At 64.0% G+C, this 23440-nt stretch carries 20 protein-coding genes; 14 read left to right on the top strand and 6 right to left on the bottom strand.

All coding sequences use genetic code 11. The features are described 5' to 3' along the window. Positions 1 to 208: 208 nt before the first annotated feature. From CSQ95_RS01770 to CSQ95_RS01720, 11 genes are all read left to right on the top strand, one after another. Entirely contained in the window at positions 209 to 1867 is a 1659-nt protein-coding gene (locus CSQ95_RS01770; RefSeq protein ID WP_070223242.1) for a PAS domain-containing methyl-accepting chemotaxis protein, read from the top strand. Positions 1868 to 1892: 25 nt separating this feature from the next. After that, on the top strand, positions 1893 to 3341 hold the full coding sequence (gene hemN, locus CSQ95_RS01765) for an oxygen-independent coproporphyrinogen III oxidase (RefSeq protein ID WP_099408217.1): 1449 nt from the start codon (positions 1893 to 1895) through the stop codon (positions 3339 to 3341). 9 nt (positions 3342 to 3350) lie between these two features. Further along, on the top strand, positions 3351 to 4121 hold the full coding sequence (locus CSQ95_RS01760; RefSeq protein ID WP_099408216.1) for a sulfite exporter TauE/SafE family protein: 771 nt from the start codon (positions 3351 to 3353) through the stop codon (positions 4119 to 4121). Positions 4122 to 4143: 22 nt separating this feature from the next. Beyond that, positions 4144 to 6573, top strand: a complete 2430-nt coding sequence (locus CSQ95_RS01755; RefSeq protein ID WP_099408215.1) for a heavy metal translocating P-type ATPase — start codon at positions 4144 to 4146, stop codon at positions 6571 to 6573. A gap of 2 nt (positions 6574 to 6575) precedes the next feature. Further along, on the top strand, positions 6576 to 6752 hold the full coding sequence (gene ccoS, locus CSQ95_RS01750) for a cbb3-type cytochrome oxidase assembly protein CcoS (protein ID WP_099408214.1): 177 nt from the start codon (positions 6576 to 6578) through the stop codon (positions 6750 to 6752). A 238-nt stretch (positions 6753 to 6990) separates the two neighbouring features. Continuing rightward, positions 6991 to 8418, top strand: coding sequence for a cytochrome-c oxidase, cbb3-type subunit I (gene ccoN / locus CSQ95_RS01745; protein ID WP_046681775.1), 1428 nt, complete (start codon positions 6991 to 6993; stop codon positions 8416 to 8418). Between the two features lie 15 nt (positions 8419 to 8433). Further along, positions 8434 to 9048: a cytochrome-c oxidase, cbb3-type subunit II gene (ccoO, locus tag CSQ95_RS01740; protein WP_070223252.1), complete on the top strand. Its 615-nt coding sequence runs from the start codon at positions 8434 to 8436 to the stop codon at positions 9046 to 9048. Position 9049: 1 nt separating this feature from the next. Then, positions 9050 to 9250, top strand: coding sequence for a cbb3-type cytochrome c oxidase subunit 3 (locus CSQ95_RS01735; RefSeq protein WP_070223255.1), 201 nt, complete (start codon positions 9050 to 9052; stop codon positions 9248 to 9250). Continuing rightward, positions 9243 to 10163, top strand: a complete 921-nt coding sequence (gene ccoP, locus CSQ95_RS01730; protein WP_099408213.1) for a cytochrome-c oxidase, cbb3-type subunit III — start codon at positions 9243 to 9245, stop codon at positions 10161 to 10163. Before CSQ95_RS01735 ends, ccoP begins: the two co-directional genes overlap by 8 nt. Before the next feature lie 4 nt (positions 10164 to 10167). After that, positions 10168 to 11550 (top strand): cytochrome c oxidase accessory protein CcoG, encoded by a 1383-nt coding sequence (gene ccoG / locus CSQ95_RS01725; RefSeq protein WP_099408212.1) that lies wholly within the window; start codon positions 10168 to 10170, stop codon positions 11548 to 11550. 146 nt (positions 11551 to 11696) lie between these two features. Beyond that, complete coding sequence (locus CSQ95_RS01720) at positions 11697 to 12221, top strand: FixH family protein (RefSeq protein WP_099408211.1); 525 nt, start codon at positions 11697 to 11699, stop codon at positions 12219 to 12221. 124 nt (positions 12222 to 12345) lie between these two features. On the opposite strand, the gene fnr is transcribed toward CSQ95_RS01720, so the two are convergent. Continuing rightward, positions 12346 to 13104: a fumarate/nitrate reduction transcriptional regulator Fnr gene (fnr, locus tag CSQ95_RS01715; protein WP_070223259.1), complete on the bottom strand. Its 759-nt coding sequence runs from the start codon at positions 13102 to 13104 to the stop codon at positions 12346 to 12348. Between the two features lie 239 nt (positions 13105 to 13343). Between fnr and CSQ95_RS01710 the strand changes: the two genes are divergently transcribed. Beyond that, complete coding sequence (locus CSQ95_RS01710) at positions 13344 to 16418, top strand: response regulator (RefSeq protein ID WP_099408210.1); 3075 nt, start codon at positions 13344 to 13346, stop codon at positions 16416 to 16418. 92 nt (positions 16419 to 16510) lie between these two features. Here the strand turns inward: CSQ95_RS01710 and CSQ95_RS01705 are convergent, their stop codons facing one another. The 4 genes from CSQ95_RS01705 to modA are packed head-to-tail and all read right to left on the bottom strand — an operon-like array spanning position 16511 to position 19483. Next, a complete protein-coding gene (locus CSQ95_RS01705; protein WP_099408272.1) occupies positions 16511 to 17278 on the bottom strand; it encodes a TOBE domain-containing protein in 768 nt (255 codons plus the stop codon). Between the two features lie 40 nt (positions 17279 to 17318). Continuing rightward, positions 17319 to 18029: a sulfate/molybdate ABC transporter ATP-binding protein gene (locus tag CSQ95_RS01700; RefSeq protein WP_217494580.1), complete on the bottom strand. Its 711-nt coding sequence runs from the start codon at positions 18027 to 18029 to the stop codon at positions 17319 to 17321. 8 nt (positions 18030 to 18037) lie between these two features. Then, positions 18038 to 18709: a molybdate ABC transporter permease subunit gene (modB, locus tag CSQ95_RS01695; RefSeq protein WP_099408209.1), complete on the bottom strand. Its 672-nt coding sequence runs from the start codon at positions 18707 to 18709 to the stop codon at positions 18038 to 18040. 15 nt (positions 18710 to 18724) lie between these two features. Next, positions 18725 to 19483, bottom strand: a complete 759-nt coding sequence (modA, locus tag CSQ95_RS01690) for a molybdate ABC transporter substrate-binding protein (protein WP_099408208.1) — start codon at positions 19481 to 19483, stop codon at positions 18725 to 18727. 137 nt (positions 19484 to 19620) lie between these two features. On the opposite strand from modA, the gene CSQ95_RS01685 reads away from it, so the two are divergent. Both CSQ95_RS01685 and CSQ95_RS01680 read left to right on the top strand, forming a co-directional pair. Then, on the top strand, positions 19621 to 20853 hold the full coding sequence (locus tag CSQ95_RS01685) for a putative DNA modification/repair radical SAM protein (RefSeq protein ID WP_099408207.1): 1233 nt from the start codon (positions 19621 to 19623) through the stop codon (positions 20851 to 20853). Next, a complete protein-coding gene (locus tag CSQ95_RS01680) occupies positions 20850 to 22325 on the top strand; it encodes a UdgX family uracil-DNA binding protein (protein ID WP_099408206.1) in 1476 nt (491 codons plus the stop codon). The genes CSQ95_RS01685 and CSQ95_RS01680 overlap by 4 nt, the downstream gene beginning before the upstream one ends. On the opposite strand, the gene CSQ95_RS01675 is transcribed toward CSQ95_RS01680, so the two are convergent. Then, the gene (locus CSQ95_RS01675) at positions 22277 to 23290 is read right to left on the bottom strand and encodes a bile acid:sodium symporter family protein (protein ID WP_070312682.1); all 1014 of its coding nucleotides are present in this window, start codon (positions 23288 to 23290) and stop codon (positions 22277 to 22279) included. The genes CSQ95_RS01680 and CSQ95_RS01675 overlap by 49 nt on opposite strands. Between the last annotated feature and the right edge of the window lie 150 nt (positions 23291 to 23440).

Here is a 23440-nt window from a genome sequence, read left to right as displayed (position 1 = left end):
AATAGCCAATTTGGCACTATAAACGAAAAGCTGCCGGGACGAAATGGGACTCGCTTGAGAGCTGCGGCAAATTACCCGAGCCAATCTGGAGGATTTTGATCTACATCAATAAATTTGCGCAGGTGACTCCTTACACTGATCTCCATTCTTGCAATCGTGCAAGTCTTACTCACCAATTGCTCATTTAACCGACCAGGAAGCCGCGACCATGCGACAAAATTTGCCAGTGACTAACCGTGAAGTCCTCGTCCAGGACGACCAGGCCATCGTGTCGAAAACGGATATGAACGGCAATATCGTCTACGTGAATCCGTACTTCAGCCAGGTCAGCGGCTTCAGCGAGGCAGAGCTGCTCGGTTCGCCCCAGAACATCGTGCGCCACCCGGACATGCCGGCCGAAGCGTTCGCCGACCTGTGGGCCTCGATCCAGGCGGGCACACCTTGGACGGGCCTGGTCAAGAACCGCTGCAAGAACGGCGATTTTTACTGGGTGCGCGCCAACGTCACGCCCATCCGCGAAGCGGGCAAGACCATCGGCTACATGTCGGTGCGCGTGAAGGCCGACAAGGATCAGGTCAAGGCAGCCGAGGAAGCCTACGCGGCCATCCGCAACAAGGAAGGCGGCAACATCGTCATCAAGCATGGCCAGATCGTGCGCCCGGGCCTGGCGCACCTGCTGCACAACCTGACGCACATGTCGCTCAACCTGCGCATCTGGGCCGCCACCTCCATCGTCAACTGCCTGCAGCTGCTGGTGTGCATCATCAGCCTGTTCGCCAGCGGCGGCAAGATCACCAATTACGCCATCTTCGGCGCTACCCTGTTCGGTTTCCTGATCAACGTCTTCCTCTGGTACACCTTGCGCATGTCCGTGCTCAAGCCGCTGGGCAAGGCCCTGAACGGCGCGCGGGCGATTGCCGCCGGCGACCTGTCGGGCAGTTTCGAAACGGACAGCACGGATGAAATGGGCCAGCTGCTGCGCGCGCTGCAACAGATGAACAGCAACCTGATCGCCACCATCCGCGACGTGCGCATCAACGTGGAAACCATGGCCGTGGCCACCAAGCAGATCGCCGTCGGCAATATGGACCTGTCGGGCCGCACGGAATCGCAGGCGGCCAGCCTGGAAGAGACGGCCTCGAGCATCGAGGAATTCTCGTCGACCGTGAAACAGAATGCGGACAACTCGGTGCAGGCGAATGAACTGGCCGTGGCCGCCTCGAAAGTGGCGGTGCAGGGCGGCGAGATCGTTTCCGAGGTGATCACCACCATGGACGACATCAACACCTCGTCAAAGAAGATCGTCGACATCATCGGCCTGATCGAAGGCATCGCCTTCCAGACCAACATCCTGGCCCTGAACGCGGCCGTGGAAGCGGCGCGCGCCGGCGAGCAGGGCAGGGGCTTTGCCGTGGTGGCGGGCGAAGTGCGCAACCTGGCGCAGCGCTCGTCCGTGGCGGCCAAGGACATCAAGCAGCTGATCGAAATTTCCGTCGGCAAGGTGGGCGCCGGCATGCTGCAGGTGAACCGCGCGGGCGCCACCATGGAGCAGGTGGTCAGCTCCGTCAAGCAGGTGACGGCCATCATGCAGGAAATTTCCATCGCCTCGCGCGAGCAGAGCATCGGCGTCGACCAGGTCAACCAGGCCATCGCCCACATGGACCAGGTGACGCAGCAGAACGCGGCCCTGGTGGAAGAAGCCGCCGCGGCCGCCACCCGCCTGGCGGAAGAAGCAGCCAGCCTGTCGCAAGCCGTGAGCCTGTTCAATTTCGGCAAGATGCCGCCACCGCGCCGCGTCGCCATGCCCGGCGGCAAGGGCGGCGCCGCGAACGCCGGCAAACCCGCCATGAAACGCCTGGCCGCCTAAACCTTTCAAGACATCAAAACACATCATGCCTACACTCCTCAGCAGTGCTTCCGCCGACCTGGACGCCGTCGTCGAATTCGACCCGGTCATCATCGGCAAGATGAGCCAGTCCGGCCCCCGCTACACGTCGTATCCGACCGCCGACCGTTTCAGTGCCGACTTTGGCTACGGCAATTTCCTCGAAGCGCTGGCCGCGCTGCGCATGCGCGGCGGCCGCCGTCCGCTGTCGCTGTACGTGCACGTGCCGTTCTGCGACACCCTGTGCTACTACTGCGCCTGCAACAAGATCATCACGAAAGACCGCAGCAAGGCCGCCACCTACCTCAGCTACCTGAAACAGGAAATCGCCATGCAGGGCAAGCTGTTTGCCGGCATGAACCAGATCGAGCAATTGCACTTCGGCGGCGGCACGCCCACCTACCTGAGCGAAAAGCAGATGGACGAGCTGATGGCGCACCTGCGCCAGCATTTCGAGTTCGCTGCCGATGAAGACGGCGAATATTCGATCGAAATCGACCCGCGCACCGTGTCGCGCGAGCGCGTGTTTTCCCTGCGCGCGCAAGGCTTTAATCGCATCAGCCTGGGCGTGCAGGATTTCGACGCGGACGTGCAAAAAGCCGTCAACCGCATCCAGCCGGAAGCGGAAACGGTGGCCATCATGCAGGCGGCGCGCGACGCCGGTTTCCGCTCGATCAGCATCGACCTGATCTACGGCCTGCCCAAGCAAAACCTGGACACGATGACGGAAACCTTGCGCAAGGTGATCAACGCCAGCCCCGACCGCATCGCCCTGTACCACTACGCGCACATGCCGCACCTGTTCAAGCCGCAGCGCCGCATCCTCGACGCCGACATGCCCGACAGCGCCACCAAGCTGGCCATGCTGGGCCTGTGCATCGCACGCCTGACCGCCGCCGGCTATGTCTACATCGGCATGGATCATTTCGCCAAGCCGACGGACGACCTGGCCGTGGCGCAGCGCCAGGGCCGCTTGCACCGCAATTTCCAGGGCTATTCCACGCGCGCGGAAGCGGACCTGATCGCCTGCGGCGTGTCGGCCATCAGTTCCGTCGGCGCCGTCTACAGCCAGAATGAAAAGACGCTCGACGCATACTATGAAAAGCTCGACGAAGGCGTGCTGCCGATCGCGCGCGGCATCAAGCTCGATACGGACGACTTATTACGCCGTATCATCATCCAGATGCTGATGTGCAATTTCGAATTGTCGATCGCCACCATCGAGCAGGCGCATCCCGTGAAATTCCGCAGCTACTTCGCCACGGAACTGGAAAAGCTGCGCGAACTGGCGCGTGACGGCTTGCTCGTCATCGAGGAAGACTGGCTGACGGTGACGCCGAAAGGGCGCTTGCTGATCCGCAATATCTGCATGGTTTTCGACCGCTACCTGACCATGGCGCGCGCCAACGCGGCGCCGGACGCGGTGCAGCCGCTGCGCTACTCGAAAACGGTGTAACACCGCCCGATGAACGCCCTCAGCCTCGTGCCCATGTTCCTGGTCGGCCTGGCCGGCAGCGTGCACTGCATCGGCATGTGCGGCGGCATCGTGGGCGCCCTGTCGATCAGCGGCGGTGCCGCTCCCGCGCCAGCGCGCCCCGTGATCGCCATCGCCGTGGCGCGCCCGGCGTTACAGACAACCGTGCAGGCCAATGTGCTGCGCGTGCTGGCCTACAACGGCGGGCGCATAGGCAGCTACATGCTGGCTGGCGCCCTGGCCGGCAGCCTGGCCGGCGCGGGCATGCTGCACATGGCGTCCCTGCAAGTGGCCGGCTACTGGCTGGCCAACCTGATGCTGGTGGCGTTGGGCCTGTACCTGATGGATGCCTGGCGCGGCCTGGCCCGCCTGGAAGCGGCGGGCAACGTCGTCTGGCGCCGCGTGCGTCCCCTGCTGAAACCGCTGATGCCGATGGATACCCCTCTAAAAGCGCTGGCCGTGGGCGGCCTGTGGGGCTGGGTGCCGTGCGGCATGGTCTACAGCGCCCTGCTGACGGCCATGATGCAAGGCTCGGCCCTGAGCGGCGCGGCCACGATGGCCGCCTTCGGCCTGGGTACCCTGCCCACGTTGCTGGGCATGGGACTGCTGGGCACGCGCCTGCGCGCACAGATGCAGCGCCGCCCCGTGCGCATCGCCAGCGGCGTGCTGGTGCTGGGCTTTGGCTTGCTGGGCCTGCTGCGCGCAGCGAATGGCGTCTCGCTGGGCTGGCTCGACGCCCTGTGCGTCACGGGCCATCCATGAAAAGACGCATGAAAACAAACTTATGAATGCAGTTTTACAACCCTCCGCCTGCTTCCATTGCGGCTTGCCCGTGCCCAGCGGCTCGAGCTGGCACGTCACCATCGACGACGTGCCGCGCGCCATGTGCTGCCCCGGCTGCGAAGCGGTGGCGCAAACCATCGTCGACATCGGCCAGAGCGCCTACTACCGCGACCGCGACGAATACGCCGTCAACGCGGCTGACGCCACCATGGTGCCGCCCGAACTGCGTTTGTACAGCAATGACGACGCGCAATTCGCGCGCGACGCCAGCAGCTGCGAAGCAACGCTCTCTGTCGAAGGCATCCGCTGCGCCGCCTGCGTCTGGCTGATCGAACGTCAATTGACGCGCCTGCCCGGCGTGCAGGCGGCCAGCCTGAACGTCGCCACGGAGCGCCTGTACGTGCGCTGGAGCCGCGCGCAGTGCGAGCCGGGCGATATCCTGCAAGCCGTGCGGCAAGTCGGCTACACGGCCTATCCGTACGACGCCGTGCGCCATGGTGAACGCCTGCAAAAAGCCAGCAAGACGCTGGGCCGCCAGCTGTTCGTGGCCGGCCTGTCGATGATGCAGGTAATGATGTACGTGGCACCCGCCTACCTGGCGGCCGAAGACGGCACGCTGGACGAGAATATGGCCAGCCTGATGCGCTGGGCCAGCCTGCTCTTGACCCTGCCCGCCATCTGCTATTCGGCCATGCCGTTTTTCCAGGGCGCCTGGGCCAGCCTGCGCGCGCGCACCCTGGGCATGGACGTGCCCGTGGCGCTGGGCATCCTGGCAGCGTTCTTCGGCAGCGTGGTGGCGACGTTTACGGGCCGCGGCGAGGTGTATTACGACTCGGCCACGATGTTCATTTTTCTGCTGCTGTGCAGCCGCTATTTCGAGCTGCAGGCGCGCCGCAAGGCTGCCTCGGCCCTCGAGCGCTTGCAGCACGCCTTGCCCGCGTCCGCCTCGCTGATGGCGGGCTTTCCGGACAACCGCGCCACCACCCTGGTGCCGGCCGGCAGCCTGGCCGTCGGTGACATCATCCTGGTCAAGCCGGGCGAGGCGATCGCCGCCGACAGCGTCATCATCGAAGGCACGAGCGCGCTCGATTTATCGCTGCTGACGGGTGAGAGCGCGGCGCAGCGCCGCAAACTGGGCGAGCGGGTGCCGGGCGGGGCCATCAACGCCAGCGCGGCACTGATCTTGCGCGTACTGAAACCGGCGCGCGAAAGCACCTTGTCCGACCTGTTGAAACTGATCGAGCGGGCCGGCAGCGGCAAGCCGCAGATCGCGCAGTGGGCCGACAAGGTCGCCGCCTGGTTCGTGCTGGGCCTGCTGCTGTTTGCCATCGCCGTGTTCGCCTTCTGGAGCTGGCACGACCCGTCGCAGGCGTGGCCCGTGGCCATCGCCGTGCTGGTCGTGTCGTGCCCGTGCGCGCTGTCGCTTGCCACGCCGACGGCGCTGGCGGCCGCCACCGACAGCCTGCTGCGGCGCGGCGTGCTGATCGTCCAGCCGCATGTGCTGGAAACCCTGCACCGCGCCACCCACATCGTCTTCGACAAGACGGGGACATTGACCCTGGGCCGCCCCGTGCTGAAACAGATCGAGGGCCTGGACGGCATGACGGAAGACGACTGCCTGCAGGTGGCCGCCGCGCTGGAGGCGGGCAGCGCCCATCCGCTGGCGCAGGCGATCCTGGCAGCAGCGGGAGAAACGCCGCGCACGCATGCGGAAAACCTGCAGGAAGTGCAGGGCCAGGGCCTCGAAGGCGTCGTCGACGGCGTGCGCTACCGCCTGGGCAATGCGGCCTTTGTCGCCGCCATCGCGGGTCCGCCGCTGGGTGACACGGCCGTCGGCATGCAGGGCATGACGCCGCTGTACCTGGGCACGCAGGGCCGCTGGCTGACGCGTTTCCTGCTCAGCGACGCGCTGCGCCCGGAAGCGCGCGACGTGGTCGCGTATTTCCACCGGCACGGCAAGCAAGTCGTGCTGCTGAGCGGTGACCAGGAAGCGCTGACGCAAAGCGTGGCGGCGGAGCTGGGCATCGCCACGGCGTGCGGCGAATGCCTGCCCGATGAAAAGCTCGATTTCGTGCAGCAATTGCAGGCGACGGGCGCCGTGGTGGCGATGGTGGGCGACGGCATCAACGACGCCGCCGTGCTGAGCGGTGCCGACGTGTCCTTCGCCATGGGTTCCGGCGCCGCGCTGGCGCAAGCGCATGCGGACACGGTGCTGCTGTCGAGCCAATTGGTCTCCGTGCTGGACACGGCCAAGACGGCCGCGCGCAGCATGCGCATCATCCGCGAAAACCTGGGCTGGGCCACGCTGTACAATCTGACGGCCATCCCGGCCGCCGCGCTGGGCTTCTTGAACCCCTGGCTGTCCGGCATCGGCATGGCTGCCAGCTCGGCCGTCGTCATCGCCAACGCCCTGCGCCTGCGGAAAGCCTGAACATGGAAGCACTGTATCTCCTCATCCCCCTGAGCGTCGTGGTCGTCTTCATCGCCCTGTGGGTGTATTTCACGGCCTCGGACAGCGGCCAGTTCGACGACCTCGTCGGACCGGGCCTGCGCGTGCTGCAGGATGACGACACGACGGTCAAGCCGGCGCCCGGCGAACCGCACGCTTGACGTTTCCCCCTCCTGCACGCCGGTGCCTGGCCATCGCAGGAAAACGCTTTTTGACATAGCTCAAGCACCTCTTGCAGGGATCTTGTACGGCTTTTTTGATCGAAATATCACTTTATTTCGATGCCAGTTCGCTACGCTTATTTCATCCGGGGAATTTTGATCCACATCAAAGTTTTTTCGCGGTCAAACACTTACTCTCTGGCCACCATCATAAATAGTAATTCCAGGGAGAGTCTTTGTGGATCAATCGCTGAACTATAACTACAAGATCGTGAAGCAATTCGCGGTCGCTACTGTGGTATGGGGCATCATCGGCATGCTGGTTGGCGTTATCATCGCCGCTCAGCTGGCCTGGCCTGCCCTGAACCTCGACATACCATGGCTGACATACGGACGTCTGCGTCCGCTGCACACGAATGCGGTGATTTTCGCCTTCGGCATCTGCGGCCTGTTCGCCACCTCGTACTACGTCGTGCAACGCACCTGCCAGGTGCGCCTGTTTTCCGACAAACTGGCCGCCTTCACGTTCTGGGGCTGGCAAGCCGTGATCCTGTGCGCGGTCGTCAGCCTGCCCATGGGCCTGACCCGCGGCAAGGAATACGCCGAACTGGAATGGCCTATCGCCATCCTCATCGCCGTCGTCTGGATCGCCTACGCCATCGTCTTCTTCGGTACGCTGATCAAGCGCAAGGTCAAGCACATCTACGTGGCCAACTGGTTCTTCGGCGCCTACATCCTGGCCGTGACGATTTTGCACGTGGTCAATGGCGCCGTCATGCCAGCCTCGTTCACCAAGTCGTATTCCGCGTATGCGGGCGTGCAGGACGCCATGATCCAGTGGTGGTACGGCCATAACGCGGTGGGCTTCATCCTGACCGCCGGCTACCTGGGCATGGTCTACTACTTCATCCCGAAACAGGCCGAGCGCCCCGTGTACTCGTACCGTTTGTCGATCGTCCACTTCTGGGCGCTGATCTTCACCTACATGTGGGCGGGCCCGCATCACCTGCACTACACGGCCTTGCCTGACTGGACGCAATCGATCGGCATGGTCTTCTCGCTGGTCCTGCTGGCACCAAGCTGGGGCGGCATGATCAACGGCATCATGACCCTGTCGGGCGCCTGGCACAAGCTGCGTACCGATCCGATCCTGAAATTCATGATCGTCTCGCTGTCGTTCTATGGCATCGCCACCTTCGAAGGTCCGATGATGTCGATCAAGACCATCAACTCGCTGTCGCACTACACCGACTGGACCGTTGCCCACGTGCATGCGGGCGCCCTGGGCTGGGTGGGCTTCATCACCATGGGTTCGATCTACTACCTGCTGCCGCGCCTGGCGGGCCGCACGCAGATGCACAGCACGCGCCTGGTCGACGTGCACTTCTGGGTGGCCACCATCGGCATCGTGCTGTACATCGCGGCAATGTGGATCGCCGGCGTGATGCAAGGCCTGATGTGGCGCGCGGTCAATCCGGACGGCACCCTGACCTACACCTTTGTCGAGAGCGTGAAAGCAACGTATCCGTACTACGTGGTGCGCGTGGCCGGTGGCCTGCTGTACCTGTCGGGTATGTGCATCATGGGCTACAACACCTGGATGACTCTGCGCGGCAGCAAACTCCCCGTCGCCCGCATTCCGGAACTGAACGCGGCGCACGCCTGATAGGAGCGAAAGCAAATGAAATTTTCACATGCATGGATTGAGAAAAACCCCTGGCTGCTGATCGCCCTGGTCACGGTGGTGATCAGCATCGGCGGCGCCGTCGAGATCGTCCCCCTGTTCTTCCAGAAGAGCACGACGGAGCCCGTCGCCGGCCTGAAGCCGTATTCGCCGCTGCGCCTGGCGGGCCGCGACATCTACGTGCGCGAAGGCTGCTACAACTGCCATTCGCAGATGGTGCGTCCGCTGCGCGCGGAAACGGAACGCTATGGCCACTATTCGGTCGCCGGCGAGTTCGTCTACGACCGTCCGTTCCAGTGGGGTTCCAAGCGCACGGGGCCGGATCTGGCCCGCGTGGGCGCCCGCTACAGCGACGAATGGCACCGCACGCACTTGAACAACCCGCGCGACGTGGTGCCCGAGTCGAACATGCCGGCCTACCCATGGCTGGCGAAGACCAAGCTGGTGCCTGACGACATCATGCCGAAGATGCGCGCCCTGAAACGCCTGGGCCAGCCGTACAGCGACGAAGAGATCGCCGCCGGCCCCGCGCAGCTGCAGGACAAGACGGAAGAAGACGCCCTGGTCGCCTATCTGCAAGGCCTCGGTACATTAATCAAAACAAGGAATTAGCATGGCAATCGAAAACCTGTTTGACAGCGCCAGCAGCGTCATGACGGTGGTTTCCTTTATGACATTCGTGGGCATCCTGTGGTGGACGTTCAGCCGCAGCAATGGCGACTTCGACGCGGCGGCACGCCTGCCGTTCGCCGACGAGGCGCTCGACTATCCGGCCGATGCCGCGCCGGCACAAGGGGAGCGCAACCATGGCTGACTTTACCAATGGCTTCTGGAATATCTACATCGTCGTGCTGTCCCTGCTGGGCATCATCGGCTGCGGCGTGCTGCTGTACTCGCAGTCGAAAGTGAAAGTGGCCGCCGGCGCCCCCGCCGACGGCACCACGGGCCACGTGTGGGACGAGGACTTGAAGGAACTCAACACGCCGATGCCGCGCTGGTGGATGTGGCTGTTCTACATCACCATCGTCTTCGCGCTGGCCTACCTGTTCCTGTACCCGGGCCTGGGCACCTACGCCGGCAGTCTGGGCTGGAAATCGACGGGCCAGTACGAGGAAGAGCTGAAGAAGGCGGAAGCCGACTACGGCCCCCTGTTCAACAAGTACCTGAGCCAGGACTTGAAGACGGTGGCCGCCGATCCGCAGGCGCAAGCCATCGGCCAGCGTCTGTTCCTGACCTACTGCGCGCAGTGCCACGGTTCGGATGCCCGCGGCAACAAGGGCTTCCCCAACCTGACGGACAAGGACTGGCTGTATGGCGGCGATCCCGACATCATCAAGACCACCATCATGCATGGCCGCAATGGGCAGATGCCGCCGATGGGCGCCGCGCTCGGTTCCGAAAAAGATGTCGAGAACGTGGCCCACTACGTGCTGAGCCTGTCCGGTTCCACCTCGGACCCTGTCAAATCCGTGCTGGGCAAGGCCAAGTTCGGCGCCTGCATGGCCTGTCACGGCGCCGATGCGAAGGGCAACCAGATGCTCGGTGCGCCTAACCTGACGGACAAGGTGTGGCTGTACGGCGGCAGCGCCGATACCATCATGGAAACCGTGCGCAAGGGACGCAGCAACACCATGCCGGCCTTCAGCGATTTCCTCGGCGAATCCAAGGTACACGTGCTGTCGGCGTATGTCTGGAGCCTGTCGAATCCCCAGACGCCAGTGAAATGATGTAATGGAACCTCAAGTCATCAAGATGTATGCGGCCCGCGAGCAAATCTACCCTCGCGAGGCCAAAGGACGCTACGCTACCTGGAGATGGGTATGCGTATGGCTTACCCAGCTCGCGTTCTACGGCTTGCCGTGGTTGACCTGGAATGGCAGGCAAGCCCTGCTGTTCGATTTGACCACGCGCAAGTTCTACATTTTCGGCGTCGTGCTGTGGCCCCAGGATTTCATCTATCTGGCGGCCCTGCTGATCATCTGTGCGTATTTGTTATTCCTCGTCACGGCCATTGCCGGGCGGGTGTGGTGCGGGTTTTCTTGCCCGCAAACGGTATACACGGAAATCTTCCTGTGGGTCGAACGCCGCATCGAGGGCACGCGCAGCGCGCGCATGGCCCTCGACAAGCAGGGCCCCTCCGTGCGCAAGGCGTTCAAGAAGACGGCCAAGCACCTGGTATGGGGCGCCATCGCCCTGTGGACGGGCTTTACCTTTGTCGGCTACTTCACGCCGATCAAGGAACTGGCGCGCGAGGTGACCACCCTCAATTTCGGTCCCTGGGAATGGTTCTGGGTCTTGTTCTACAGCCTGGCAACCTACGGCAACGCGGGCTGGCTGCGCGAGCAGGTGTGCAAATACATGTGCCCCTACGCGCGCTTCCAGAGCGCCATGTTCGACCAGGACACGCTGATCATCACCTACGATGCCAAGCGCGGCGAACCACGCGGCGCCATGAGCAAGAAGGCCGGCAACAACGACAGGCTGGGCGACTGCATCGATTGCACCCTGTGCGTGCAGGTGTGTCCGACCGGTATCGATATCCGCAACGGCCTGCAGTATGAATGCATCGGCTGCGCCGCCTGCGTCGATGCCTGCAACACCGTGATGGACAAGGTCGAGCGGCCGCGTGGCCTGATACGCTACAGCACCGACCATGCGATGGAAAACAACTTCAATTCGAAGCAGATCCGCCAGCGCGCCATGCGCCCGCGCGTGCTGATCTACACGTCCATCCTGGCCCTGATCATCATCGCCGTGTGTACGTCGCTGGCCCTGCGCACGCCCCTGAAGATGGACGTGATCCGCGACCGCGGTTCGATGGGACGCGAAGTGGAAGACGGCATGATCGAAAACGTCTATCGTCTGCAGATCATGAACACCTCGGAGCAAAGCCAGCATTTCAAAATCAGCGCTTCCGGCTTGCCGGGCCTGACCTTGCTGACGCGCGAGGAAGTGACCTTGCAGCCGACGGAAACGCTGGGCTGGCCGATCCGCCTGCGCGTGCCGCACGGCGTGGGCGAGAAGGGCTCGAACAAGATTGCGATCGAATTGCAATCGCTGGACGACCCGTCGCTGCATGTGCGCGAAAGCGCGGTGTTCATCGTGCCGCGGTGATGTTGATTTGGGGTCGGCCCCTCCGGGCCCGACCCCGGTATTTCGCCGTAGGGGTATCATCAATCATGCGTTAGGGTCACTTGATTTTCAACCCGGAAGCAAAAGCTGGGGTCGGACCCAAAGGGTCCGGCCCCAAGGAGAACACAATGTCCGACAGTCTGAAACTGCAACCTCCCGTTGCCCCATGGTACAAGCATCGCTGGCCATGGCTGCTGATGATCGGTCCCGGCCTGTCCGTGGTCGTCGGCAGCTTCATGGGCTATATCGCGTTTACGCAGCCCGACGCGCTGGTGGTGGGCGACTATTACAAGCAGGGCAAGGCGATCAACCAGGATTTGAAGCGCGACACGATCGCCAGCGACCTGGCGATGGATACGACCCTGTCGTATGACGTCGCTGCAGCGCGCCTGAGCGGCTCCGTGCACAGCTTCGGCAAGGCGTACCAGGGGCCATTGCAGCTGCACCTGGCGCATGCGACCCTGCCGGAAAAGGATATCAAGCTGCTGGTGCAGCCCGATGCGGCCGGCAATTTTTCCGTGGCGCTGCCGATGCTCGAGCGCAGCCGCTGGCAAGTGCTGGTGGAAAACGACAAACGCGAGTGGCGCCTGTCCGGCATCTGGACCTGGCCGCTGCAACGCAGCATCGCGCTGCACGCGGATGAGGAACTATAACGTACAGTGCCGGGAAAACCGTAGCGAGCGGCAGTGATTTGTGGCTGAGAAGCACAGCTGTGCTATAGCACAGCGAGCATCGCAGGCCGCAAAGCACGACGCGCAGTAGGTTTTGACGGTGCTGTTACTTGCAGACGTCGGTGCCGGCCGTAATGGCCTTCAGTTTTGCCGGCTGCAAGATCTCGATCTCGCGGTTGGAGACGCGCAGCCAGCCTTCCTTCTTGAATTTCGACAATAAACGGCTGACGCTTTCGATGGTCAGGCCCAGGTAGTTGCCGATTTCCTCGCGCGACATGCGCAACTGAAATTTGCTGGCCGAATAGCCGCGCGCTTCATAGCGCGACGCCAGGTTGACGATAAAGGCGGCAAAACGCTGCGTCGCCTGCATGTTGCCCAGCAACAGCATGACACTTTGCTCGCGCGTGATTTCCTGGCTCATCATGCGGTGGAAATGGCGCAGCAGGGTCGGCATATTGCCCAGCAATTGTTCCAGGCTGGAAAACGGGATTTCACACACTTCGCTGTCTTCCAGCGCCACCGCATTACAGTGGTGGCGGTCGGCGCTGATGGCGTCCATGCCCAGCAGTTCGCCCGCCATCTGGAAGCCCGTCACCTGCTCTTCGCCGCCCGGATTGATCTGGTAGGTCTTGAAGTGGCCCAGACGGATCGCATACAGGTTCTGGAACGAGTCGCCGATGCGGAACAGCGAAGCGCCGCGCACGATCTTGCGGCGGCGGCCGATGATCTGGTCCAGTCTGTCCATGTCGCCCACGTCGAGGCCCATCGGCAGGCACAATTGATGCATGCTGCAGGTCGAGCATCGCGCACGCAACGCTTCCACGGTCACTGTGGGCGAGGTTGGAGTGAGTAGCGCTTCAGTCATGTCGGTACCTTTTAGAAAATGCAACAACAAGTTTACTGCATACAGGGTTGCCGTGTGCCAATTTCACCGCAATTTCGCTGAATAAACGACGTTCCGACTTTAATTATATGGCAACATCGTCAAAAGCCCATGCGGAGAGGGCAATTTGCGTGGCGGCGCTTGCCAAGCTGGGGTATTGATAGGAAAATTCCTGACAGCATTATCTGCCGCCTGTGCCGCCCGGTACTGAAAAGGAAATCATGAAGCCTCTCGGCATCAAAGCAAAAGTCGCGCTGGCCACCAGCCTGACCTCGATCGCCATGATCGCGCTGGTCACCATGATCCAGGTGCAGCACATGCGCGACGATTTCACCAAGGTACTGTTGAGCCAGCAGTCGTCCCTGATCAGCCGCACCGCCGCCGAGCTCGACGACAAGCTGGGCATGCTGCTGCAGATCGTCACCCTGACGGCCCGGCAGCAGCCGCCAGAACTGATCACCCAGCCCGCCCAATTGCGCGAATACTATTCGCGCCGCTCGATGCTGGTGCTGTTCGACGACGTGCTGGTGCTCGACGCGCACGGCGCCGTCGTGGCCGACATGCCGGAAGTGGCGGGGCGCGCCGGCATCAACGTCGCCGAGCGCGAGTATTTCCAGACCGTGCTGCGCACGCGCCAGCCCATGATCACCGAGCCGATGCTGGGCAAATCAAGCGGCATGCCCATCGTGCAGATGGTCGCGCCCATACTCGCCGCCGATGGCCAGGTGGCCGGCGTGGTGATCGGCGTGCTGCGCCTGTACAAGGACAACCTGCTGGGGCGCCTGCGCTCGGAAAAGATCGGCAAGAGCGGCTATTACTTCATCCTCACGCGCGGCGCCGTGCCGCGCTATGTGCTGCATCCCGACACCAGCCGTTTGCTGCAGCCGCGCGTGCCGAACGCCAACCTGACGACCACCCGGCTGCTGAAGGACGATGGCGAAGGCACCATGGTCAGCACCAACAGCCGCGGCATCACGGCCGTCAACAGCTTCAAACGCCTGAAATCGGTGAACTGGCTGCTGGCCGCCTCGCTGCCCCTCCACGACGCCTTCGAACCGTTCGACGGCGTGCTGTACCGGCTGGTGCTGTGGAGCATCCTCGCCTCGCTGCTGGCCGCAGCCGTGCTGGGCTGGGTCACCGTGCGCCTGCTCTCGCCCCTGGTGCGCCTGCGCGACACCCTGCAGGCGCTGCGCACCAGCGGCAGCCGTTTCACCCCCGTTCCCGTACAGCAGCGCGACGAGATCGGCGAGCTGACGGAAGCGTTCAACGGCCTGATGAGCGAGCGCGACCGCCTGCAGCAGGAACTCGAATCGCGCGCGGCGGAGCTGGAACAGGAGCGCGACCGGGCCGAGGCGGCCAACCGCGCGAAAAGCGATTTCGTGGCCAACATGAGCCATGAAATCCGCACGCCCCTCAATGCCGTGCTGGGCATGGTGTATTTGCTGGGCAATACCAAGCTCGATACGGAACAGCGCAAGTATCTGACCATGGTGCGCGTGGCGGGCCAGTCGCTGCTGGGCATCCTCAACGACGTGCTCGATTATTCGAAGATCGAGGCGCGCCGCATGGAATTGTCGCCCGTCGAATTCGACCTCGACGAGGTCATGAACACGCTGGCCACGACGATGACGATGAATGCGGGCGAAAAGGAGCTGGAACTGGCGATTGCCGTCGAGCCCGACGTGCCGCGCCGCCTCATGGGCGACGCCCAGCGCCTGCAGCAGATTCTCGTCAACCTGGCCGGCAACGCCATCAAGTTCACCGAGAGCGGCGAAGTGGTGGTGGCCGTCAGCCTGGCCGAGAAAGACAACGGCCGCGCCTGGCTGCGCTTCGAAGTGCGCGACACGGGCATCGGCATGACGGAGTTGCAGCAACAGCAGCTGTTTGCCGCGTTTTCGCAGGGCGACCAGAGCATCACGCGGCGCTTCGGCGGCACGGGCCTGGGACTGGCCATCAGCAAACAGCTGATCCACATGATGGGCGGCGACATCGCCGTCGCCAGCAGCGAAGGCAAAGGCAGCCGTTTCTGGTTCAGCGTGCCGTTCGAGATGCTGGCGCAGCCGGCCGAAACGCGGCGCACGCCCACCCTGGGCCAGCTGCGCCTGCTGGTGGCCGACGACAACCGCACCACGCGCGAACTGATCGTCAAGCTGATCGAGGCGTGGGGCTGGCTGGCCGACGAAGTGGACTCCGGCTTTGCCGCTATCGAACTGTACCGCGAGCGCCTGGCGCAGCAGCAGCCGTACGACGTGGTGCTGGCCGACTGGCACATGCCCGTGATGGACGGCCTGGCCACGGCCAAGGCCATCCGCCAAGCGGCCAGCGGCCAGCGCCAGCCCATCGTGGTCATGGTCAATGCCTTCGCCCGCAACCACCTCGAGGAAATCTCCAGCGCGGCCGAGGCCGACGTCGTGCTGATGAAGCCCATCACGGGCTCGAGCCTGTTCGACGCCCTGCACCAGGCGCTGATTACCAAGCACGACGGCGGCGAGCAGCGCATGCTGCAACAGCCGCTGGGCACGGAACTGGCCGGCGTGCATTTCCTGCTGGTGGAAGACAACCATTTGAACCAGGCCGTGGCGCGCGGCATCCTCGAACACATGGGCGCCACCCTGGACGTGGTGGGCGACGGCTTGCAAGCGGTGGAACGGCTGCGCACGGAAGCGCTGCGCTACGACATCGTGCTGATGGACATGCAGATGCCCGTCATGGACGGCTTCAGCGCCACCCACATCATCCGCACGGAACTACGCTTGAGCCTGCCCGTGATCGCCATGACGGCCGGCGTGCTGGCGTCCGAGCGCGAGCGCTGCATGACGGCCGGCATCAGCGATTTCATCGCCAAGCCCGTGGTGGTGGAAGAGATGATGGAAGTGATCCTGCGCCACCTGCCCAAGCGCCCGCCAGTGCAGACGGCCGGGCCAGCGCCCGTCGCCGATGAGGAAGTGTTTTCCATGGCGCCGCTGATGCGCGTGATGGGGCGCGACGCGAAGGGGCGCGGCGTGCTGCGGCGCATGGTGGAAGACGCGCTGAACAAGGGCATGACGCCCATGCGCGACGCCGAAACAGCATTGCAGGCAGGCCGCCACAGCGACGTGGCGCGCATCCTGCACAGCGTGCGCGGCTCCGTCGGCACCCTGGGCACGAAACGCCTGATCCGCACCGCGTTCGCCACCGAGGAAGCCATCGATGCGGGCCGCCTGGACGCAGTGCCGGCACTGCTGGCGCAGACGGCGCAGGAGCTGGAGCAGGCGCTGGCGGCGGCAGCGGATTGGTTGTCCAGGCTGAAGGATTAAGCCTGCAACGTAAAACTGGGGTCAGACCCGCCGGGTCTGACCCCGGAACCTTGTCGGATTACGCGCTTGCGCGCTAATCCGACCTACCCCATTTACGCCGGCACGCCCAGGATCACGCTGGACGCCTTGAAAATCGCCGTCACACTGCTGCCGATCTCGATGCCCAGCTCGGTGCTGCTCTGGTTGGTGATGATGGCGGCGATGGTGCCGCCGCGCGGCAAGTTCAGCACCACTTCCGTGTTGACGGCGCCCGTCTGCACCCGCGTCACCAGCCCGGCCAGCTGATTGCGCGCGGAAAAGCGCGCGCCTGCGCTGTCGGCCACGAGGATGATCGACGATGCCTTGATCAGCGCAAACGCTTCCGCGCCCGGCACCAGGCCCAGACTTGCGCTGCTGCCTTGCGTGACGATGGCCACGATGTGCTGGCCACCGGGCAATTCCAACGTGACTTCGTCGTTGACGGCGCCCTGTTTCAGTTCGGCCACCTTGCCCAGGAATTGGTTGCGTGCCGTGGTTTTCATGGCCATTCTCCGTATGAGTAAAAGATCGTCGGCGATGCCTTCGGCCTGGCTGCCCAGCTGGCGCAGGTAGCGCGCATGCTCGCGCTCGATGATGCGGAAATTGTCGACCAGCTGGCGTCCCCGTTGCGTCAGCCGCGTGCCGCCGCCGCCCTTGCCGCCCGTCAGGCGTTCGACCAGCGGCTCGCCGGCCAGATTGTTCATCGCATCGATCGCGTCCCAGGCCGCCTTGTAGCTCATCTTGACGAGTTTGGCCGCCTGCGTGATGGAGCCGCACTCGGCGATGGCGCCCAGCAATTCCACCCGGCCGGCGCCGCCCAGGTGCTCTCCGCCCACCGTCATCCATACCGAGCCTTGCAGGCCGATTTCCGCTGCCGCTGATTTATCCAATGCGTTCACCCAATGCCATGTGTTCTTCCCTGTTATCGATCTGTCCGTCGCGCAAGTACAGCACATGCTCGCCCAGGATGCGCGCATCTTCCGGATCATGGGTGATCAGGATCATGGGCACGTCCAGGCGCTGCTGCCACTGGCTCAGTTCCAGGCGCATTTTGACACGCAGGGCCGGATCGAGGGCGGCAAACGGCTCGTCGAGCAGCAGCGCGGCCGGCTCGGCCACGAGCGCCCTCGCCAGCGCCACCCTTTGGCGCTGGCCTCCGGACAACTCGTCGGGAAACTGGTGCGCCAGTTCCTGCAAGTGGAATGCATCGAGCCAATGCTCGACCGTCTGCAATTTTTCGCGCGCACGCGGATTGAACCAGCCGCGCGCCAGGCCGAAGCCCACGTTCTGGCGCACCGTCAGGTGCGGGAACAGCGCGTAATCCTGGAACAGGTAGGCGACATTGCGCTGCTGCGGCGGCAAGTTGATGCCGGCGGCCGAGTCGAACAGCGTGCGCCCGTTCAGGCGGATATGGCCCGCATCCGGTGTAAACAGTCCGGCAATGGCTTTCAGGGTCATGCTCTTGCCGGCGCCGGACGGGCCATACATGGCGATGCGCTGGCTGCCTGAGGTGCATTGCACGTGCAGGTCGAAACGGCGTTTGCCGGAGCGCAAGGTAGCGCGAATGTCGAGGTCGAGTTGCATGGGCGTCATCATAGGCCTCATTTGTGCGCGACGCGCCCGGGCGCCAGGCGGCCAGCCGACAGCAGCACCACGATGCAGACTAGCGAGATAATCACGACCAGCGTATTGGCCACCTCATCCTGGCCCGCCTGCACGGCTTCATACACGGCCACCGACAGGGTCTGCGTCTTGCCGGGAATGCTGCCGGCCACCATCAGCGTGGCGCCGAATTCACCGAGCGCGCGCACGAATCCCAGAAGCACGCCGGCCAGGATGCCGCGCCAGGCCAGCGGCAAGGTGACGCGAAAGAAAATCGCCAGCTCCGAGATGCCCAGCACGCGGGCCGCCTGCTCGAGCTGGCCGTCGACCGCCTCGAAGGCGGCGCGCGCGGGCTTGAAGACGAGGGGAAAGGCGACCACGGTGGAAGCGATCACGGCGCCCTGCCACGTAAAGATCAGGTTGATGCCGAAGTTGTCCTGCAGCCAGATGCCCAGCGTGCCGCGCCGGCCCAGCAGCACCAGCAGGTAATAGCCGAGCACGGTGGGCGGCATCACCATTGGCAGGGTCAGCAGGGCGTCGAGCAGCTCGCGCCCGGGAAAACGCGTGCGCGCCAGCAGATAGCCCGTACCGATGCCGAACAGCAAATTGAGCGCCGTGGCCCAGGCCGCTACTTTCAGCGACAGGGCCAGCGCGGTCCAGGCGATATCCATGCGGGCGCGGTGGCGTTAGGGTTTCTTGAAGCCGTACTTGGCCAGGATGGCTTGCGCCGGCGCCGTTTGCAGGTAGCTGACGAAGCGCTTCGCTTCGGCCGCATTGCTGCTGCCCTTGATGGTGGCGATCGGGTACAGCACGGGCGCGTCGAGCGGCACGTCCAGCACCACGTTCACCTTGTCTTTCATGATGGCCGCGTCGGTGGCGTAGACAAAGCCCACATCGACTTCGCCGCGCGCCACATAGTCGAGCGACTGGCGCACGTTTTGCGTGCCGATGGCTTTCGGCTGCACGGCTTCCCACAGCTTCGCCCTCTTCAGCGCGCCTTCCGAATAGCGGCCGACGGGCACGCTGGCCGGGTTGGCGATGGCCACGCGGGTCACGCCCTTGTGCGTCAGGTCGGCCAAAGCTTTGATGCCCAGCTTGCTATCGTGCGGCACGATCAGCACCAGGCTGTTGCCGACGAAGTCCATGCGGTCGGCCGGCAATACCAGGCCCTGCTTTTGCGCCGCATCCATGGTTTCCTGGTCGGCCGAGGCAAACACGTCCACGGGCGCGCCCTTGACGATCTGCTGCAGCAGCACGCCCGAGGCGGCAAAGTTCAGGGACACCTTGCTGCCCGGATACTGCGCCTCGTAGCTTTGCGCCGCATCCTTGAACGCGTTCGTCAGGCTGGCTGCGGCCGACACGACCACTTCGCCGGCAAGGGCGGAGGTAGCTGCAGTGGCGAGCAGGGTGACGCCAAGCAGGCGGGCGAGGGAGGTGAGGCGCATGATCGTATCCTTGATGAGAAGAGAACCAGGCCCGTAATATACACCGATATATAGCGTTCTGCCATTGCACAGATCAAGCCGGTACCAGGCCGATTCCCTGATATACTGTATATAAACACAGTATATCGAGGTGAGCCATGGAATTGACGGACAAGCTGGAAATCCTGGCCGACGCGGCCAAGTACGACGCTTCCTGCGCCAGCAGCGGCGCGCCGAAGCGCGATTCCATCGGCAAGGACGGCTTTGGCGCCACCTCGGGCATGGGGATTTGCCACAGCTACACGCCGGACGGGCGCTGCGTCTCGCTGCTGAAGATACTGTTGACCAATTACTGCCTGTATGATTGCCAGTACTGCGTCAACCGCCGTACCTCGAACGTGCCGCGCGCGCGCTTTACGGTGGCCGAAGTGGTGAAACTGACCAGCGACTTTTACTTGCGCAACTACATCGACGGCCTGTTCCTCAGTTCCGGCATCATCCGGTCGGCCGACTACACGATGGAGCAACTGGTGCAGGTGGCGCGCGAGTTGCGCGAGGTGCACCAGTTCCGCGGCTACATCCACCTGAAAACCATCCCCGACGCCGATCCGGCCCTGGTCGCGCAGGCGGGCCGCTATGCCGACCGGCTCAGCGTCAACATCGAACTGCCGACCCAGGACAGCGTGCAGAAACTGGCGCCGGAAAAGAGCGTGCACACGATCAAGCTGGCCATGGGCGCCATCCGCCGCAAGCTCGATGAAAAGGCGGAAGAACCGCGCTCGCCGCGCTTCGCGCCGGCCGGGCAAAGCACGCAGATGATCGTCGGCGCCGACGCCAGCGACGACCAGCAGATCCTCGCCACGGCCGAAACCCTGTACGGCAGCTATAAACTCAAGCGCGTGTACTACTCAGCCTTCAGCCCCATCCCCGACAGCCCGAAAAGCGTGCCGCTGGCGCCGCCGCCGATGCTGCGCGAACACCGGCTGTACCAGGCCGATTTCTTGCTGCGCAGCTATGGTTTCCAGGCCAGCGAACTGCTGCCCGCCAGCGGCGGCAACCTGGCGCTCGACATCGATCCGAAACTGGCGTGGGCGCTGGCGCACCGCGAACATTTTCCGCTGGACTTGAACCGCGCGGCGCAGCACATGATCGCGCGCGTGCCCGGCATCGGCCTGCGTAACGCGCAGCGCATCGTCGACCTGCGCCGTTTGCGCCAGGTGCGCTATGCCGACCTGTCGCGCCTGCGCTGCAGCATGAAAAAGATTGCCCCCTTCATCATCACGGCCGACTACTTTCCCGCGCGCGACACCACCGCCTCCGAACACTTGCGCCGCGCCATGGCGGACGCACCGCAGCAATTGAACTTATGGCCGGAGCTGCAGGCAGCATGAAAGATATCCATGAGCGCGTGGTGCGGCTGGCGCAATCGTTCGACGCGTGGCGCGCGGCCGCGCGCGAACTGATCGCGCGCGGCGTGCCGCCTGCCGACGTGGCCTGGCAATCGCAGCCCGGCGAGGGCGACCTGTTTTCCTCCACGCCAGAGGCCACGGATACCGGCGCGCCACCGCTGCGCCTGCCCCGCCAGCTGGTGGAACTGCTGGAGAGCGCCGCCAGTTTCAACGTGCATGACCGCTGGGCCTTCCTGTATCAGGTGCTGTGGCGCTGGCAGCAGGGCCAGCACGACGTGGTGTCCCCGGCCGACGCGGACGGCGCGCGCCTGCACTCCATGGTCAAGGCCGTGCACCGCGAGGAGCACGACATGCATGCCTACGTGCGCTTCCGCGAGCGGGCCGAAAGTGACGGCGCGCCCCGTTTTATCGCCTGGTTCGAGCCCACGCACGAGGTGCTGCCGCAAGTGGCGCGCCACTTCGCGCGCCGCATGGGAAAGGCCAGCTGGATGATCGCCACGCCCGGCGCCAGCATGCTGTGGGATGGCGCCACCTTGCACGCGGGACCGGCCCTGCTGCGCGGCGCGGCCGACATCGACGATGCGGGCGAAGCGCTATGGCTGACGTACTACCGCAGCATCTTCAACCCCGCGCGCGTGAATGCGGACTTGCTGCACAGCCATATCCCTTCGCGCTTCTGGAAAAATTTACCAGAAGGCGCCATCGTGCCCGCCATGCTGAGCGGCGCGGCCAACGGCGAGCGGCGCACGGGCCAGACCGCCAGCGTGGGAAAGCGCCAGGGCGCCGCCATGATCCCGATCAGCGCAGAGCGGGCCCAGCCCGCGCGCGCGACTGCCACGACGCTGGACCAGTGCCGACGCTGCGCGCTGTGGCAGCACGCCACGCAAGCGGTGCCCGGCACAGGCCCGCACACCGCCCGCATCATGCTCGTCGGTGAACAACCGGGCGACCAGGAAGACCTGGCCGGACTGCCCTTCGTCGGCCCGGCCGGAACACTGCTGGACCAGGCCATGCAGGAAGCGGGCCTGGCGCGCGACAGCATCTATCTGACCAATGCTGTCAAGCATTTCAAGTGGGAACCGCGCGGCAAGCGCCGCCTGCACAAGACGCCTGCGCAGCGCGAGATCCTCGCCTGCCATGGCTGGCTGGAAGAAGAGATCGAACGTGGCAAACCACAGGTGATCGTGGCGCTGGGCAGCACGGCACTAAAATCCGTGCTGCAGGATGGCGCGGTCAGCATGACGCCGCTGATCGGCACGCCCATCGAACACGACGGGCGCTGGGTGGTGGCCGTGTATCACCCGTCATATGTGCTGCGCGCACGGGACGAAGAGAGCCGGCGCCAGGCGTATGCGGTGATTGTCGATGGCTTGCGGCATGCGCTGCGGCTACTGCAGGAGCCGCATCACGGCGTCGCCGCCGGCACTTCCTGCGCCTCGTCGCGCCGCGCATAGCGCTGCGCAATCACGGCGCAGATCATCAATTGAATCTGGTGGAACAGCATCAGCGGCAAAATCACCATGCCCAGCGAGTGCGTGGCAAACAAGACCTTGGCCATCGGTACGCCGCTGGCCAGGCTTTTCTTCGAGCCGCAGAAAACGATGGCGATTTCATCTTCCTTGCTAAAGCCCAGGCGGCGGCTGATGAACGTCATCAGGCCCAGGACCAGGGCCAGCAGCACAATGCTGAACACGCCCAGAGCGACCAGGGTTTCCACCGAGATCGTGTGCCACAGGCCTTCGCTGACGGCTTCGCTGAAGGCCGTGTAGACCACCAGCAAAATGGAACCCTGGTCGACGAATTTCAGCATGGCCTTGTGGCGGTCGACCCAGCGGCCTATCCAGCGGCGCAGGAACTGGCCGGCCAGGAAGGGCAGCAGCAGCTGCATGACAATCGATAAAACGGCGTCCACCGACGACTTGCTTTCCGCGCCCTTGGCCACAAGCAAGCCCACCAGGATGGGCGCAAGGAAAATGCCGATGAAATTCGAGGCCGAGGCGCTGCAGATGGCGGCTGGCACATTGCCGCGCGCCATGGCCGTCAGGGCGATCGACGATTGCACGGTCGACGGCAAGGCGCACAGGAACAGGATGCCCACGTACAGCTCGGGCGTGAGGAAGGTCAGCGCCAGTGGCCGCAGGGCCAGGCCCAGCAGGGGGAACAAAATGAACGTGCTGGCCAGCACCAGCAAATGCAGGCGCCAGTGCATGATGCCGGCCACCACAGCTTCGCGCGACAGCTTGGCCCCATGCAGGAAGAACAGGGCGCCGATGGCGACGGTGGTGATATTGCCGAAGACCACGGCCGTCTGGCCCGTGCAGGGCAGGAAGCTGGCCAGCGCCACGGTGACGAGCAGGGCGATGGTGAAGTTGTCGGGTTTCAGATTGCGCAGCAGGGCGGCGGAAGAAAAAGAAGACATGCGGTAGCCTGGTAGCGGCCCAGCCTTGCAACACTGCGCCATGGATGACAAAAAGCGCCGGAATCGGCGCCAGTGCTGGCTATTCTAACCCTATCGCCGGACTACCTGCCTGGAAGCAAGCGTGGCTTGTGGACACAATGGCACAAAAAA

It is taken from the genome of Janthinobacterium sp. BJB304 (genome assembly GCF_002735765.1).
Classification (GTDB): domain Bacteria; phylum Pseudomonadota; class Gammaproteobacteria; order Burkholderiales; family Burkholderiaceae_D; genus Janthinobacterium.
This window is presented reverse-complemented; position numbering and strand designations above follow the sequence as displayed.

What these genes read in the sequence shown, in the direction of transcription:
- CSQ95_RS01770 (WP_070223242.1), top strand. Translation starts at nt 209, where the DNA reads ATGCGACAAAATTTGCCAGTGACTAACCGTGAAGTCCTCGTCCAGGAC.
- hemN (WP_099408217.1), top strand. Translation starts at nt 1,893, where the DNA reads ATGCCTACACTCCTCAGCAGTGCTTCCGCCGACCTGGACGCCGTCGTC.
- CSQ95_RS01760 (WP_099408216.1), top strand. Translation starts at nt 3,351, where the DNA reads ATGAACGCCCTCAGCCTCGTGCCCATGTTCCTGGTCGGCCTGGCCGGC.
- CSQ95_RS01755 (WP_099408215.1), top strand. Translation starts at nt 4,144, where the DNA reads ATGAATGCAGTTTTACAACCCTCCGCCTGCTTCCATTGCGGCTTGCCC.
- ccoS (WP_099408214.1), top strand. Translation starts at nt 6,576, where the DNA reads ATGGAAGCACTGTATCTCCTCATCCCCCTGAGCGTCGTGGTCGTCTTC.
- ccoO (WP_070223252.1), top strand. Translation starts at nt 8,434, where the DNA reads ATGAAATTTTCACATGCATGGATTGAGAAAAACCCCTGGCTGCTGATC.
- CSQ95_RS01735 (WP_070223255.1), top strand. Translation starts at nt 9,050, where the DNA reads ATGGCAATCGAAAACCTGTTTGACAGCGCCAGCAGCGTCATGACGGTG.
- ccoP (WP_099408213.1), top strand. Translation starts at nt 9,243, where the DNA reads ATGGCTGACTTTACCAATGGCTTCTGGAATATCTACATCGTCGTGCTG.
- ccoG (WP_099408212.1), top strand. Translation starts at nt 10,168, where the DNA reads ATGGAACCTCAAGTCATCAAGATGTATGCGGCCCGCGAGCAAATCTAC.
- CSQ95_RS01720 (WP_099408211.1), top strand. Translation starts at nt 11,697, where the DNA reads ATGTCCGACAGTCTGAAACTGCAACCTCCCGTTGCCCCATGGTACAAG.
- fnr (WP_070223259.1), bottom strand. Translation starts at nt 13,104, where the DNA reads ATGACTGAAGCGCTACTCACTCCAACCTCGCCCACAGTGACCGTGGAA.
- CSQ95_RS01710 (WP_099408210.1), top strand. Translation starts at nt 13,344, where the DNA reads ATGAAGCCTCTCGGCATCAAAGCAAAAGTCGCGCTGGCCACCAGCCTG.
- CSQ95_RS01705 (WP_099408272.1), bottom strand. Translation starts at nt 17,278, where the DNA reads ATGACGGTGGGCGGAGAGCACCTGGGCGGCGCCGGCCGGGTGGAATTG.
- CSQ95_RS01700 (WP_217494580.1), bottom strand. Translation starts at nt 18,029, where the DNA reads ATGACGCCCATGCAACTCGACCTCGACATTCGCGCTACCTTGCGCTCC.
- modB (WP_099408209.1), bottom strand. Translation starts at nt 18,709, where the DNA reads ATGGATATCGCCTGGACCGCGCTGGCCCTGTCGCTGAAAGTAGCGGCC.
- modA (WP_099408208.1), bottom strand. Translation starts at nt 19,483, where the DNA reads ATGCGCCTCACCTCCCTCGCCCGCCTGCTTGGCGTCACCCTGCTCGCC.
- CSQ95_RS01685 (WP_099408207.1), top strand. Translation starts at nt 19,621, where the DNA reads ATGGAATTGACGGACAAGCTGGAAATCCTGGCCGACGCGGCCAAGTAC.
- CSQ95_RS01680 (WP_099408206.1), top strand. Translation starts at nt 20,850, where the DNA reads ATGAAAGATATCCATGAGCGCGTGGTGCGGCTGGCGCAATCGTTCGAC.
- CSQ95_RS01675 (WP_070312682.1), bottom strand. Translation starts at nt 23,290, where the DNA reads ATGTCTTCTTTTTCTTCCGCCGCCCTGCTGCGCAATCTGAAACCCGAC.